13 protein-coding genes are annotated in these 15,312 nt (G+C 61.8%); 7 read left to right on the top strand and 6 right to left on the bottom strand.

Annotation, left to right across the window (positions count from 1 at the left end):
* Positions 1-5 precede the first annotated feature (5 nt).
* From rsmG to rpmH, 6 genes are all read right to left on the bottom strand, one after another.
* Positions 6-698, bottom strand: a complete 693-nt coding sequence (gene rsmG / locus AC1D75_RS03250; protein WP_495515963.1) for a 16S rRNA (guanine(527)-N(7))-methyltransferase RsmG — start codon at positions 696-698, stop codon at positions 6-8.
* A gap of 134 nt (positions 699-832) precedes the next feature.
* A complete protein-coding gene (locus AC1D75_RS03245) occupies positions 833-1,402 on the bottom strand; it encodes a Jag family protein (RefSeq protein ID WP_495513873.1) in 570 nt (189 codons plus the stop codon).
* A gap of 48 nt (positions 1,403-1,450) precedes the next feature.
* Complete coding sequence (gene yidC, locus AC1D75_RS03240) at positions 1,451-2,644, bottom strand: membrane protein insertase YidC (RefSeq protein ID WP_495513872.1); 1,194 nt, start codon at positions 2,642-2,644, stop codon at positions 1,451-1,453.
* Positions 2,645-2,648: 4 nt separating this feature from the next.
* Positions 2,649-3,005, bottom strand: a complete 357-nt coding sequence (gene yidD / locus AC1D75_RS03235; protein WP_495513871.1) for a membrane protein insertion efficiency factor YidD — start codon at positions 3,003-3,005, stop codon at positions 2,649-2,651.
* A complete protein-coding gene (rnpA, locus tag AC1D75_RS03230) occupies positions 3,005-3,373 on the bottom strand; it encodes a ribonuclease P protein component (RefSeq protein WP_495513870.1) in 369 nt (122 codons plus the stop codon). The genes yidD and rnpA overlap by 1 nt, the downstream gene beginning before the upstream one ends.
* Positions 3,374-3,416: 43 nt before the next feature.
* Positions 3,417-3,560 carry a 50S ribosomal protein L34 gene (gene rpmH / locus AC1D75_RS03225; protein WP_495513869.1) on the bottom strand — a complete coding sequence of 48 codons (144 nt, stop codon included), beginning with the start codon at positions 3,558-3,560 and terminating at the stop codon, positions 3,417-3,419.
* Between the two features lie 443 nt (positions 3,561-4,003).
* Here rpmH and dnaA point away from each other — a divergent pair, with 443 nt between their 5' ends.
* The 7 genes from dnaA to gyrA all read left to right on the top strand — a co-directional run bounded on the left by dnaA (position 4,004) and on the right by gyrA (position 15,280).
* On the top strand, positions 4,004-5,641 hold the full coding sequence (gene dnaA, locus AC1D75_RS03220) for a chromosomal replication initiator protein DnaA (protein WP_495513868.1): 1,638 nt from the start codon (positions 4,004-4,006) through the stop codon (positions 5,639-5,641).
* Positions 5,642-6,294: 653 nt separating this feature from the next.
* On the top strand, positions 6,295-7,464 hold the full coding sequence (gene dnaN / locus AC1D75_RS03215; RefSeq protein ID WP_495513867.1) for a DNA polymerase III subunit beta: 1,170 nt from the start codon (positions 6,295-6,297) through the stop codon (positions 7,462-7,464).
* A gap of 159 nt (positions 7,465-7,623) precedes the next feature.
* On the top strand, positions 7,624-8,517 hold the full coding sequence (gnd, locus tag AC1D75_RS03210) for a phosphogluconate dehydrogenase (NAD(+)-dependent, decarboxylating) (RefSeq protein WP_495513866.1): 894 nt from the start codon (positions 7,624-7,626) through the stop codon (positions 8,515-8,517).
* A gap of 20 nt (positions 8,518-8,537) precedes the next feature.
* Positions 8,538-9,713 (top strand): DNA replication/repair protein RecF, encoded by a 1,176-nt coding sequence (recF, locus tag AC1D75_RS03205; protein WP_495513865.1) that lies wholly within the window; start codon positions 8,538-8,540, stop codon positions 9,711-9,713.
* A complete protein-coding gene (locus AC1D75_RS03200; protein ID WP_495513864.1) occupies positions 9,710-10,306 on the top strand; it encodes a DUF721 family protein in 597 nt (198 codons plus the stop codon). The genes recF and AC1D75_RS03200 overlap by 4 nt, the downstream gene beginning before the upstream one ends.
* Positions 10,307-10,709: 403 nt before the next feature.
* Entirely contained in the window at positions 10,710-12,746 is a 2,037-nt protein-coding gene (gene gyrB, locus AC1D75_RS03195) for a DNA topoisomerase (ATP-hydrolyzing) subunit B (protein WP_495515962.1), read from the top strand.
* Between the two features lie 47 nt (positions 12,747-12,793).
* On the top strand, positions 12,794-15,280 hold the full coding sequence (gene gyrA, locus AC1D75_RS03190; RefSeq protein WP_495513863.1) for a DNA gyrase subunit A: 2,487 nt from the start codon (positions 12,794-12,796) through the stop codon (positions 15,278-15,280).
* Positions 15,281-15,312: the final 32 nt, after the last annotated feature.

Genomic DNA, 15,312 nt, shown 5'->3' with positions numbered 1-15,312 from the left:
CTCTGTCACCGACGTCCACCAATTCGAGTGGCAACAACAACTGTTGTCGGCGTTTCGAGTATCCCAGAACCACATGTCTCGACATGAAGGTTGGACAGTCCGATTCGCCCCAGGGTTCCCTGGTGCTCGGAAATCTCGTCCGCAGCCGACGATCCCTTGATCGCCATCAGTCGGCCGCCGGGCCGCAGTAGGGGAACGCACCACTTGGCCAACCGGTCCAGAGGGGCAACCGCTCGCGAGGTCACGACATCGGCACCCCCGACAATCTTCTTGACCGTCTTTTCCTCGGCACGCCCGCGGACGACTTGCACATCCAGACCGAGCTCCTCGATGACTTCCTCCAGAAAGGTCGCACGGCGCAACAGCGGCTCGACCAATGTCATCCGCACCGTCGGCTTGGCTATCGCCACGGCCACACCCGGCAAGCCGGCACCGCTGCCGATATCAACCACATTCTCGCCGTCGGTCAGGAGGTCTCCGATCACGGCGCAATTCAACACGTGACGGATCCACAGCCGGTCCACTTCCCGCGGTCCGATCAGCCCGCGCTCAACCCCGGCGCCGGCCAAGCTCGACCAATATCGTTCTGCGAGCGGTAAGCGTTCACCGAACACCGCTTGAGCGGCAGCCAACGTCTTCTCACCCTCGGGACCATCAAACTCTGCTGACAACGTCATCCTCCGTTTCACGTGAAACATCACCGCGTTCTTGGTGCGGGGCACCGAACGCGGACGAGCAAACTACATCGGTGTAACTAGTGCAGCACCAAACATCGACAACGCAATGGGCCCCGGCGAAACCGCCGGGGCCCATTGCATCAAACACTGGAAGATCAGGACTTGAGCACTACAACACGGCGGTTGGGCTCGGTGCCTTCGCTCTCGGAGTACACACCGTCGACAGCGGCGACCGCGTCGTGGACGATCTTGCGCTCGAAGGGGGACATGGCGTCGAGGGTCTCGCGCTCACCGGTCTCGAGGACACGCTCGGAAACCTCGGTACCCAGCTTGGCCAACCGCTCCCGACGATCAGCACGCCACCGAGCCACGTCCAGCATGAGCCGACTGCGATCACCGGTGGTGCGCTGCACCGCGAGCCGTGTCAGCTCCTGGAGCGCATCGAGGATCTCACCGTTCTTGCCGACCAGCTTCACGAGATCGGATCCACCGTCGATGCTGACGATCGCCCGATCCCCGTCGACATCAAGGTCGATGTCCCCGTCGAAATCGAGGACGTCGAGGAGCTGCTCGAGGTAGTCGCCGGCGATTTCGCCTTCTTCTACCAATCGCTCCTCATCGGACATCTCCGGCTCATCCGACGCCGAATCCTCGGTGGCAGTGTCATCGGCAGCAGTCTCATCGTTCACGTCTTCGACAGCGACGTCTTTGGTCTCTGCACTCATCGCAATACCTCGCTTTGTACTCTTCCGGGGAGCTGACCGCGCATTGTGTCAGCGCCTTTTCTTACGTCGTGGTTGGTTACCGCTCGGGCGTCCACCGGCAGGCTTCTTCGCATTGTTCGAAGCGGGGGAGCCGGCGGCCTTGGTCTTGTCGGGAGTCTTCTTGACACCCGGAGAATCCTTGGCCGCAGTCTTGCTGTCGTCCGCGACGATCTCATCATCGTCGGTGTCTGAGTCACCCTTGGACAGATCGACAGCGTCTACCTTGGCGGTGTCGGCCGCCTTACCCTTGGCAACGGGCTTTGCACCCGGCTTCGGCTTGGCGGACACAGCCGGCTTGGCGCCGGGTTTCGGTGCATTCTGCGACCGCTTCTCCAGCTTCGCAGCCTTCTCTTCTTCTTCTTCCTTTTCGATCCGACCGAAGACGAGGTGCTGCTGTCCGTAGGTCCAGAGGTTGTTCGAGACCCAGTAAAGGAGGATCGCGACGGGGAAGAAGGCACCGGACACCAGGATGCCCAGGGGGAAGACGTAGAGCGCGAGCTTGTTCATGATCCGCGTCTGCGGATTCTCCATCGCCGCTTCGCTCTGGCGTGCCACGGAGGCGCGAGAGTTCATGTGCGTCGCAATGGAGGAGATGATGACCAGGGGGATCACCAACATGATGATGTTCGCGCGGGTGAAGTCGATGACCCCGTTGGCGCTGAACGCCACCCATTCGGTCTCGGGCTGGCTGATTGCGGCCGACAGCGGCACACCGAACAGACGGGCGTCGAGGAAGTTCTGAACGAGTTCAGGACTGAAGATGTAGTTGGCGGTGTTCCGGGTCTCTTCGGCCGTCATACCCAACTGACCGAAACCGGTGCCCATCCGGTTGAACGAGCGCAACACGTGGAACAGACCGATGAACACCGGGATCTGCGCCAGCATCGGGAGGCAGCCCAGGAGTGGGTTGAACCCGTGTTCCTTCTGGAGCTTCTGCATCTCCTCGGTCATCTTGACCCGGTCTTTGCCGTACTTTTTGCGGATCGCCTGCATCTGCGGCTGGATCTCTTGCATCTTCCGCGTGGTGCGGATCTGCTTCACAAATGGCTTGTACAGGATGGCGCGAAGGGTGAAGACCAGGAAGATGACGGAGAGCGCCCACGAAATGCCGTCCCAGCCCGGAGTATCTGGCAGGACCTGGCTGAACAGCCAGTGCCACACCCACATGATTGCCGAAACCGGCCAGTAAATGAAATCGAGCACGTCGTCAGTTCCTCACTGTTACAACACAATTCGGCTCTGCAGCCGAAGAAGATCGGTCCAGATCCTGTTCGCTGCCCGATGTCGCATAATCATCGGGTTCAGCGCGGTGCTCCGGGATCGGGTCGTAGCCCGGTTTGTGCCAGGGTCCACATTTCGCAAGCCGCACGATGGACAGCAGACCGCCTCGGAAGAATCCGAACTCGGTCAGCGCCTCGACGGCGTAGGTACTACAGCTGGGTTCAAAACGGCAGGTCGGCAACCGCATGGGGGAGACCCATGTGCGATAGAGCTCGATCAGGAAGATGACAGCCCGGCGCGGCCACATCGCCACCACGTGACGAAAACCCGCTGCCGCGCTCATCACGCAGTCGATTCGATACGGCGTTGCGCCTTACTCAATGCACTGACAAGTTGCTGTTCCAACTCTGGCTCCGAACAGGTGGCACTACCGGGCAACGCCCGGACAACCACCATTGTGGTCGGCTCGCACTGGGCGAGCAACGACCGGCAGGCCGCACGCAGCCGGCGTGACACCGCGTGACGGGTCACGGAATTGCCCACCGTCTTGCCCACGATCAATCCGATTCGTGGTCCGCCGGTGGTGACAAAATCCGGGTGCGACGGCCTGTAAACATGCGCAACCACATCACGCCGACCAACCCGCACCCCATTTTTCAGAGTGCGGGTGAAGTCCGATCGCCGGGTGATCCGGTTGGGCGGAGCCAACACGAGTTGCTGCGGCCTGCTACGCGGGCTGCGGTTCCGTGCCGACTCAGGCCGTCAAGCTCGAGCGTCCCTTGCCGCGACGTGCATTGACGATCGCGCGTCCAGCGCGGGTACGCATACGCAACCGGAAGCCGTGCACACGTGAACGACGACGGTTGTTTGGTTGGAAAGTCCGCTTGCCCTTGGCCACGGCCAAATCTCCTCATGGTGATGGGCTCGCTTACACAATTTGAGCCCAGCTTGTTAATCGGTGGTCTGTTCGCTACCTCGAAGCATCGGACGAGCAAGCTACCTTTGTACGGGTTCGCTCACCGCAGCCGGAATCGACGTTTGGCGACCGTTCGAGACTACTGATGACGGGCGGGCGGGTCAAACCGCCGGAGAAAGTGCCGAACCGCCCCCGACCTGCGATATCGACGATCGACACGCCTCAGACCGACGGATTCTTGCCTTTACCTGCAACATGTGGTTTTCGGTTGTGACCCCTGACCAATGTCTGTTAACTTCACCGAAGCTATCCACCCGGGGCGGAATCGCGATCACCCATCTGGGGTTCGTTGTTGTCTCGCTGTTGTTCCACACCTGTGGATAACGGTGTGGACAATTGGTGACGAACCACCAGGAGGGATGACCATGCCAGCCGATTCCGATCACGATTCTTTCACGGTGATCTGGAACAAAGTCGTTACCGAGCTCAACGATGACAGCACCGGAAACCGACTTCCACTCTCGAAACAACAGAAGGCCTGGCTCTCGCTGGTCCGCCCGTTGACGCTTGCCGAGGGCTTTGCACTTCTGACCGTTCCGACCCAGCGTGTGCAGGAACAGATCGAACGCGGACTACGCGAGCCGATCGTGACCGCGCTGAGCCGGCATCTGGGCTATTCCGTCGACCTGGGTGTGCGGATCGACCCGATCGCCGCCGCCGACACCCTCTTCGATCCTTATGAGGCCGATCGGGCGAAATCCGAGCGGGCCGAGAACAAAAAGTCTGCCGGGCAGCCGGCAGTCGGTCCCGGGTCCGTCCCGCCAGGACCCGCCGGACCCGGTCAGGTTCCGACAGACCCCGCGGGACCCGCAGGCGTACGCGCCGAAGAGGGTGACGGCCGGTATCTGCAATCCGTACCGCCGCTCCCTCCCGAGACCTTCGCCTCCCGCGACCGTGATCTCGGTCGCACCGGGGCCGCCGAGTGGTCCGGGTATTTCTCCGCGGCATCGTCGAAGTCGGATTCGAGCGCCGACTCGAGCCTGAACTCGAAGTACACCTTCGACACCTTCGTCATCGGCGCCTCCAACCGCTTCGCGCACGCCGCGGCCGTGGCCATCGCCGAGGCTCCGGCCCGCGCATACAATCCGCTGTTCATCTGGGGTGAATCGGGACTGGGCAAGACACATCTGCTGCATGCCGCCGGTCACTACGCGCAGCGACTGTTCCCCGGTATGCGGGTGAAGTACGTCTCCACCGAAGAGTTCACCAACGACTTCATCAACTCGCTTCGTGATGACCGCCGGGTTGCATTCAAGCGCCGGTACCGCGACATGGATGTGCTGCTCGTCGACGACATCCAGTTCCTGGAAGGCAAAGAAGGTATCCAGGAAGAGTTCTTCCATACCTTCAACACCCTGCACAACGCGAACAAGCAGATCGTCGTTTCGTCCGATCGGCCTCCCAAACAGCTTGCAACACTTGAAGATCGACTCCGTACCCGCTTCGAATGGGGTCTGATCACCGATGTTCAGCCGCCGGAGCTCGAGACCCGAATCGCCATCTTGCGCAAGAAGGCGCAGATGGATCAGATCCGGGTACCCGACGATGTGCTCGAGCTGATCGCCTCGAAGATCGAGCGGAACATCCGAGAACTCGAAGGTGCGCTGATCCGCGTCACGGCGTTCGCCTCGTTGAATCACTCTGAACTCGACACCGCGCTGGCCGATGTGGTGCTCCAAGCCCTGCTACCGGACTCGGCAAGCCTGGAGATCACCGCAGCCACAATCCTCGCCGTCAACGCCGAGTACTTCGACATCAGTCTCGAGGAACTCCGCGGACCCGGTAAGACCCGGTCCATCGCGCAGGCCCGTCAGATCGCCATGTACCTCTGTCGTGAGCTCACGGACCTCTCACTGCCGAAGATCGGTGAGACCTTCGACCGTGACCACACAACCGTCATGTATGCCGACAAGAAGATCCGTAAGGAAATGGCCGAGCGCAGGCGCGTCTACGACCAGGTGCAGGAACTGACCGCGCGGATCAAACAGCGCTCACGTCGCTAGACAACAGCACTACAGAGAAGACCCCACAGTGGGCGGCCTGATGGCCGCCCACTGTTTTGTTGTGCGCCCCCGGGCCCACGGTCTGCGGCACGTGAGCGCCTGGTTCAACCGTCGTCGGGAGCAGTCATCAAACGGACGCACGACGCGTCCAAACCACCACACCCTCAACCTCTGGTCGAGACTTTGGATCCGTGCGATCTCACAAATCGGCGTCCGCCGCGTCGCCGCCAGCCTGTGTACAACTCCGTGGATAACTCCGAATTTCTGTGGATAAGCGGTGGACGTTTCCACAAACTCCGAGGTCTGTGCACATGCCGGCCATGTTGGTCCACCAGTCGCCAAGAATTCGCTACCAGCCCCTCAGCCGTCCTCACCTGGCAAATTTGGTACCTGTCCACAAATTCACAGCGCCTACTACGAATAAGAATTTATCTATCAACAAAACTCTTTAAAAGCAGTGCTGTGCACAAACTGCTCCACACGCGCTGCCGGCAAACCATCGGTCGATGTCTTCGAGCACCCCCATCGGCACCGAATACTTGGGATCCGCCTTAGAGTGGAGACCCTGACGCCTGCGCTCGTCGGATGTTCTGCGTCCGCAGGCAACCTGATGCGCATCGGAAAGTTCAATCAAGAAGGGCAAGCTGGAGACTATGAAGTTTCGGGTGACTCGTGACGAGTTTGCAGATTCGGTCGCGTGGGTTGCGCGCAGTCTGCCCAGCCGACCGCCGGTTCCGGTGCTCGGTGGAGTCCTGCTGACCGTGACCGATGCGGGTCTTTCCGTATCGGGATTCGATTTTGAGGTATCTGCGCAGGTCAACGTGTCAGCGGAGGTCGCTGATGAGGGCCAGGTCCTCGTCTCGGGCAAATTGTTGGCCGACATCACCCGTGCCCTGCCCGCCAAACCGGTCGACGTCCAGCTCGACGGCACCCGCGTTGCGATCGTCTGCGGTAGTGCAAAGTTCTCGCTGCCCACGATGCCCGTCGAGGATTACCCCCAGCTCCCGGACGTTCCCGACAAGACCGGATCGATCCCGGCGGATGTCTTCTCCGAGGCAATCACGCAGGTTGCCATCGCAGCCGGCCGCGACGACACGTTGCCGATGCTCACCGGAATCCGGCTCGAGATCGACGGCACGAAGGTTGTCCTGGCGGCCACTGACAGGTTCCGGCTCGCTGTCCGAGAGCTCACCTGGACCCCTGAGGTCCCCGACACGACCTCCGCGGTCCTGGTCCCGGCCAAGACGTTGTCGGAAGCGGCAAAAACCGCAGGAGCCGACGGCAGCTCTGCTGTGGGTTTGGCATTCGGTTCCGGTGGCAGCATCGGTGCCGACGGCCTTCTGGGCATCGTCGGTTCCGGACGACGGACAACCACCCGTCTCCTCGATGCCGAATTCCCGAAGTTCCGGCAGTTGTTGCCCGCGACTCACACCTCCGTCGCGTCGATCGAGATCGCGCCGCTGACCGAGGCCATCAAGCGTGTGGCCCTTGTCGCCGAGCGTGGCGCCCAGGTGCGTCTCGAGTTCGGTGAGGATTCGGTGCTTCTCACCGCCGGTGGCGATGACGCCGGCCGCGCCGAGGAGCAGGTCGACGTGAAGTTCTACGGTGAACCGCTCACCATCGCCTTCAATCCCGGATATCTGTTGGACGGACTGGGATCGCTGCACTCGTCGACGGTTGACTTCGGGTTCACCACCCCGTCGCGGCCCGCCGTGCTGCGTCCGGGCGCCGACAGTGAGCCATCCCCTGACGGCAACGGTGCCTACGCCGCCCCGAACAGCGAATACACATACCTGCTGATGCCGGTTCGTCTGCCTGGCTGAGTCGCCTGCTGACACGGTGTTCGGGGCGAGAATCTGCGCAGACCTGACCGAATCGGATCAGAATGAGGGAGGCGCAGACAGAGTCGAGTCAGACGATGAGCGTCGGCCCGGCGGAGATTGTCCGCGAGCACCGTGATCGGCACACAGATGGGGACGACCATGCAGATTGGTTTGGTGGGACTGGGAAAGATGGGTGGCTTCATGCGCACCCGGGTCCGCGACGCCGGCATCGAAGTGGTGGGCTACGACCCGAGACCGGAAGTCTCGGACGTGGCCTCGCTCACCGAACTCGCCAGTGCGCTCGCCGCTCCCCGGATCGTGTGGGTGATGGTGCCTGCGGGTGAACCGACACGCTCGACAGTGAGGGCACTGGCCGATGTCCTGTCTCCGGGAGATCTGGTCATCGACGGCGGCAACTCCAAATACACCGATGATGCAATCAATGCAGAACTGTTGGCCGCCAACGGAATCAAGTACATCGACTGTGGTGTATCGGGTGGTGTCTGGGGTCTGGAGAACGGCTACGGATTGATGTGCGGTGGCGCGAAGGAAGATGTGGAGAGGGCGATGCCCATCTTCGATGCGCTTCGCCCACCAGGAGAACGTGCCGATGGATTCGTCCATGCAGGCAAGGTCGGCGCCGGGCATTACGCCAAGATGGTGCACAACGGTATCGAATACGGACTGATGCACGCCTACGGCGAGGGCTACGAAATACTCGACGCCGAACCACTCATCGAAGACGTCACCGGAACCCTCCGTGCCTGGACCAACGGCACCGTGGTGCGCTCGTGGCTTCTCGAACTCTTGGTCAAAGCTCTCCAAGAGGACCCCGGATTGTCTGAAATGACGGACTACACAACAGATTCCGGCGAAGGAAAATGGACTGTCGAGGAAGCGGTCAAACATTCGGTGCCTGCCAACGTGATCTCCGCGGCCCTGTTCGCCCGCTTCGGTTCCCGTCAAGAAGGTGGTTCGCCCGCCCTCAAGGCGGTCTCGGCACTGCGTCAACAGTTCGGTGGACACTCGGTGGTCCAGAGGTCGACGACATGACCGGGAGTTGATCCGACGAGGTGTATGTCCGCAATCTGACGCTGCATGATTTCCGTTCCTGGGAACATGTGTCAGTCGAATTAACGCCCGGCACAACGCTTTTCGTCGGAAGAAACGGATTTGGCAAGACCAATCTACTCGAGGCCCTTTACTACCTGTCGGGCTTGCGATCGCATCGCGTCAGCACCGATCAGCCGTTGATCAGGTCTGGTGCGGAGCAGGCCAGGTTGTCCGCGACCGTGGAAAACGACGGCCGGGAATTGACAGTTGACCTGCTGATCGTCGCGTCCAAGGCCAACAAGGCCGCGATCAACGGTGCACCCCGCCGTCGTCCGCGGGACATCCTGGGGATCCTGCGCACCGTGATGTTCGCTCCGGAAGACCTGTCGCTGGTGCGCGGCGACCCGGGGGAGCGGCGACGATTCGCCGACGAACTCACCGCCGCTCGTGGCCCCCGGTGGGCGGCGGCCAAGGCCGACTACGATCGCGTGCTGCGGCAGCGGGCCGCTCTACTCAAGACCGCGTCGGCGGCGCTGCGTCGGGGTGGCGGCGAGGCCGACTCGGTCATCAGCACGCTCGATGTCTGGGATGCTCAGCTCGCCGAGTACGGGGCGCAGGTCACCGCGGCCCGAATAGATCTCGTCGCTGAACTCGGACCTCATGTGCGCCAGGCATATTCGACGATCGCTCCGCAGTCTCGGCCGGCATCGCTGCACTATCGTTCGTCGGTGTCGGAGAATGTCATCCCGGCCGACGGGGAGAAGGCCGACCTCGAGTACATCGAGGCAGTGATGCTGAACGATCTGTCGATGCTGCGTAAAAAAGAGATCGAACGGGGTGTCTGTCTGGTCGGACCCCACCGCGACGACATCGATCTGATGTTGGGCAATGAACCCGCAAAGGGGTTCGCCAGCCACGGAGAATCGTGGTCGATGGCGTTGTCGCTGCGACTGGGTTCGGTGGAACTGGCCCGTGCCGACGGGGTCGAACCGGTCCTCATGCTCGACGATGTGTTCGCCGAACTCGATGCCAAACGCCGGGAGAAGCTGGTCGAGGTGGCCGAAGGTGCCGAGCAGGTGTTGGTCACCGCGGCGGTGGCAGACGACATCCCGACGCAGATCGGTGGCCGCACCGTTGCGGTCAACATCGTCGAATCCGAAGGTGTCCGGACGTCAGAGTTGGTGGTGCAGGGATGAGCGAGAGCGATTCGAATCGACCTCCCGGTGGTGCCGACACGCCGCAGGGTGGTGAGTCCGGCAACAAAAACCCGGCCCCGAGCGGCTACGACATGGCCCGCAAGGCGCTCGAAGATGCTCGCGCAGCGGCCCGGGCCGCCGGAAAATCGGTTGGACAGGGCCGGGCGTCACCGGCCGCCCGCAAGCCCGGATCACGCCGACCCACCCGTCGCGGCTGGACCGGTGCCGGACCGGATCAGTACGACCCGCAGCCGTTCGGGCGGCTCGTGGGCGGTCTGGCCGGGCGTCGCGGCTGGAGCGACAAGATCAGCGAAGGTACCGTTTTCGGGTCCTGGGATCGCATCGTCGGCGAAGAAATTTCATCGCACGCTCAGCCAAAAGCATTGCAGGACAAAGTTTTGCATGTAACCGCTGAATCGACGGCCTGGGCCACCCAGTTGCGGTTGGTCCAGTCACAGATCATCGCGAAGATCGCGGCGGTGGTTGGCGACAATGTGGTGACCAGTCTGCGGATCACCGGCCCGCAGGCTCCGTCCTGGCGTAAGGGTGAGCGCCACGTACGCGGCCGCGGACCGCGGGACACCTACGGATAGAACCGGCAGCGGGGCCGATGTCGGCAAAGGGCGAGAAACCCGTCGCAACGAACGTTGGACCCCAAAGTTGTCGGTCAGACTAGGACTCTGTCGAAAAACTCCGCCAGAAGAGACGTGAGGGGTGCGGCAGGGCTATCTCTTGTCGCCTCACCCAGTAGTATGTAGAGAGTTGCCCCGAACCGGGGCAGACCGCCGCGTGGAGAACCCCCGGAACAGGCAGACATCTGTGACTGCCGGGTGCGTGCTGCGTGGTGAATCATTGGCGATGTAAGGAGCGGACGCACTCGTGGCCGACAGCACCGAACCCCAGCAACCGGCAGCCTCGGATCCGGCGAAGAACCCGGAACCGGCAAAGAAAGCCCCGGCAAAGAAGAAGGGGAACAGCGAATACGGTGCGGACTCGATCAGCATCCTCGAGGGTCTCGAGGCGGTCCGGAAACGGCCCGGTATGTATATCGGATCCACCGGAGAGCGAGGACTCCACCATCTGATCTGGGAAGTTGTCGACAACTCTGTCGATGAGGCGATGGCCGGATACGCCACGCGTGTCGATGTCACCCTGCGAGCCGATGGCGCCGTTCAGGTTGTTGACGACGGCCGTGGCATCCCGGTTCAGATGCACAAGACCGGAGTCCCCACCGTCGAGGTCGTCATGACCCAGTTGCACGCCGGTGGCAAGTTCGACTCCGATTCCTACGCTGTCTCCGGTGGTCTGCACGGCGTCGGTATCTCGGTGGTCAACGCGCTCTCGACCAAAGTCGAACTCGAGATTCAGCGTGACGGCTATTCGTGGTCGCAGACTTACAAGAACGCAATCCCGGAGCCACTGGTCAAGGGCGAGCCGTCCAAGAAGACCGGCACCCTGGTCCGCTACTGGGCCGATGACTCGATCTTCGAGACCACCGACTACAACTTCGACACCATCGCCCGACGACTACAGGAAATGGCCTTCCTCAACAAGGGTCTGACCATCACGCTGACAGATGAGCGTGCAGCCACCGTTGCGGTCGGTGATGCCGACGACGTCGACATCGCCGAGGCACCCAAGTCCGAAGACGAACTGGCCGAAGAGGCAGAGAACACCGAGCTCGCCGACGACGTCCCGGTCGACGCCGAGGGCAAGCCCGAGGTCCACAGCAAGAAGAGGCGCACCCGCACCTATCACTACCCCGGTGGTCTGGAAGACTTTGTGGCGCACCTGAACCGGACCAAGCAGGCGATCCACCAGTCGATCGTCGGCTTCACCGCCAAGGGAACCGGTCACGAGCTCGAAGTGGCCATGCAGTGGAACAACGGCTACGCCGAGTCGGTGCACACCTTCGCGAACACCATCAACACCCATGAGGGTGGTACCCACGAAGAGGGTTTCCGTGCCGCGCTGACCACCACCGTCAACCGCTACGCGCTGGACAAGAAACTGGTGAAGGAAAAAGACGGCAAACTCACCGGTGATGACATCCGTGAGGGTTTGGCCGCGGTCATCTCCGTGAAGGTCGCCGATCCCCAGTTCGAGGGCCAGACCAAGACCAAGCTCGGCAACACCGAGGTCAAGAGCTTTGTGCAGAAGGTGAGCAACGAACACCTCTCGCACTGGTTCGAGGCAAATCCCGCCGAGGCCAAGATCATCATCAAGAAGGCACTCGATTCCGCACAGGCTCGTCTCGCCGCCCGAAAAGCGCGAGAGTTGGTGCGCCGCAAGAGCGCAACCGACATCGGTGGTCTGCCGGGCAAGCTTGCCGATTGCCGCAGCAAGGATCCCAGCAAGTGTGAGGTCTACATCGTGGAGGGCGACTCGGCCGGCGGTAGCGCCAAATCCGGTCGAGATTCGATGTACCAGGCGATTCTGCCGCTGCGCGGAAAGATCATCAACGTCGAGAAGGCGCGGATCGACCGGGTTCTCAAGAACACCGAGGTCCAGTCGATCATCACAGCGTTCGGCACCGGTATCCACGACGAGTTCGACATCTCCAAACTCCGGTACCACAAGATCGTGCTGATGGCCGACGCCGACGTTGACGGACAACACATCTCGACCCTGCTGATGACGCTGCTGTTCCGCTTCATGCGTCCGCTAGTGGAGCACGGCCACGTCTATCTGGCACAGCCACCGCTGTACAAGCTCAAGTGGCAGAAGGGTGCGCCTGCGGAGTTCGCATATTCCGATCGTGAGCGGGATGGACTCCTCAAGGCAGGCGCTGAAGCCGGCAAGAAGATCAACAAAGAAGACGGCATCCAGCGCTACAAAGGTCTGGGCGAGATGAATGCGAAGGAACTGTGGGAAACCACGATGGATCCCGCGGTCCGAGTTCTCCGTCAAGTGACACTTGATGACGCTGCAGCCGCCGACGAGCTGTTCAGTGTGTTGATGGGTGAGGACGTGGTTGCGCGCCGCAGCTTCATCGCGCGCAACGCGAAAGACGTTCGCTTCCTGGACGTCTGACCGGCGTCGTCACTCACCCACCAGCCTGATACAACGAAAGCGAAACGATGACCGACACCACCTTGCCGCCCGACAGTGGCGAAGGCGACCGCATCGAACCGGTAGACATCCAGCAGGAGATGCAGCGCAGCTACATCGATTACGCGATGAGCGTGATCGTGGGCCGCGCCCTGCCCGAGGTCCGCGACGGCCTCAAGCCCGTACATCGCCGGTTGCTCTACGCCATGAACGACGCCGGATTCCGCCCGGACCGCAGCTACGTCAAGTCGGCCAAGCCGGTCGCCGAGACGATGGGTAACTATCACCCCCACGGTGATACCGCGATCTACGACGCGCTGGTCCGTCTGGCCCAGCCGTGGTCGATGCGTTACCCGCTCGTCGACGGCCAGGGCAACTTCGGTTCGCGTGGCAACGACGGCGCCGCCGCCATGCGTTACACCGAAGCGCGGCTGACGCCGCTCGCCATGGAGATGTTGCGTGACATCACCGAGGAGACAGTCGATTTCACGCCGAACTACGATGGCAAGACTCAGGAACCGACGGTATTGCCGTCGCGTATCCCGAACCTGCTGATCAATGGTTCGAGTGGTATCGCCGTGGGTATGGCCACCAACATCCCGCCGCACAACCTCGGTGAAGTGGCCAACGCCATTTTCTGGGCCCTGGACAACTACGAAGCCGACGAGGAAACCACCCTCGCCGCGTGTATGGATGCCATCAAGGGACCGGACTTTCCCACCTCGGGACTCATCGTGGGCGGTCAGGGTATTCGAGATGCCTACACCACCGGTCGTGGCAGTGTGCGGATGCGCGGTGTCGTGGAGATCGAAGAGAACAAGGGCTCGACCACCCTCGTCATCACCGAACTGCCGTACCAGGTGAACCCGGACAACATGATCCTGTCGATCGCCGAGCAGGTGAACGAAGGAAAACTCAAGGGCATCAGCAAGATTGATGACGAGTCTTCGGATCGTGTGGGTATGCGCATCGTGGTCACCCTGCGGCGTGACGCGGTGGCCAAGGTTGTTCTGAACAACCTCTACAAGCACAGTCAGCTGCAGACCAGTTTCGGTGTGAACATGTTGTCCATCGTCGACGGCGTACCGCGAACCCTGCGGTTGGACAGGATGATCCGGCTGTACGTGGCCCACCAGATCGAGGTCATCGTACGGCGCACCAGGTACCGCCTGCGCAAGGCCGAAGAGCGCGCCCACATCCTGCGTGGTCTGGTCAAAGCCCTTGACGCACTTGATGAAGTGATTGCACTCATCCGGCGTTCACAGACGGTTGATCTGGCCCGTACCGGATTGATCGACCTGCTCGACGTCGACGAGATCCAGGCCGACGCGATCCTGGCGATGCAGTTGCGGCGCCTCGCCGCCCTCGAGCGACAGAAGATCGTCGACGAGTTGGCGGAGATCGAAGTCGAGATTGCCGATTACCAGGACATCCTCGCCAGGCCTGAGCGTCAGCGCGCCATCGTGCGTGACGAATTGGCCGAGATCGTCGAAAAGTTCGCCGACGAGCGCCGGACGAAAATCATTGCCGCAGACGGTGATGTCTCGGACGAGGATCTGATCGCCCGTGAAGACGTCGTGGTCACGATCACCGAGACCGGTTACGCCAAGCGCACCAAAACCGATCTGTACCGCAGCCAGAAGCGTGGCGGCAAGGGCGTGCAGGGCGCGGGGCTGAAGCAGGACGACATCGTCCGGCACTTCTTCGTGTGCTCCACACACGACTGGATCCTGTTCTTCACCACCAAGGGCCGGGTCTACCGCGCGAAGGCATACGAACTCCCCGAGGCCAACCGCACCGCCCGCGGACAGCATGTCGCCAACCTGCTGGCCTTCCAGCCCGAGGAGCGCATCGCTCAGGTCATCCAGATCAAGAGCTACGAGGATGCCCCGTACCTGGTGCTGGCGACGCTCAACGGCCTGGTCAAGAAGTCCCGTCTGGTCGATTTCGATTCGAACCGTTCCGGCGGCATCTTCGCGATCAACCTGCGTGGCGAAGACGAACTCGTCGGTGCCCAGTTGTGCAGTGCCGAGGACGATCTCCTGCTGGTGTCGACCAAGGGCCAATCCATCCGGTTCTCCGCGACCGATGATGCGTTGCGGCCGATGGGTCGGCAGACCTCGGGTGTCCAGGGCATGCGCTTCAACGACGAGGACCAGTTGTTGTCGCTGAACGTGGTCCGCGAGGGCACCTATCTGCTGGTGGCGACTTCCGGTGGTTACGCCAAGCGCACCGCAATGGACGATTACCCGGTGCAGGGTCGTGGCGGCAAGGGTGTTCTGACCATCCAGTACGACAAACGTCGTGGTGCGCTGGTCGGTGCACTGATCGTCGACGACGACAGTGAGCTCTACGCGATCACCTCGGGCGGCGGCGTGATTCGTACCGCGGCCCGTCAGGTCCGCAAGGCCGGGCGCCAAACCAAGGGCGTCCGCCTGATGAACCTGGACGAAGGAACTACGCTCTTGGCTATTGCCCGTAACGCTGACTTGCCGGACGAACCGGTCGAGCAGTAGAGCGGGCCTGCTGGCCAGAAGTTGGCCAGGAG

It is taken from the genome of Williamsia sp. Y712, from assembly GCF_059445525.1.
The sequence above is the reverse complement of the archived record's forward strand: the minus strand, read 5'-3'. Positions and strand labels throughout refer to the sequence as shown.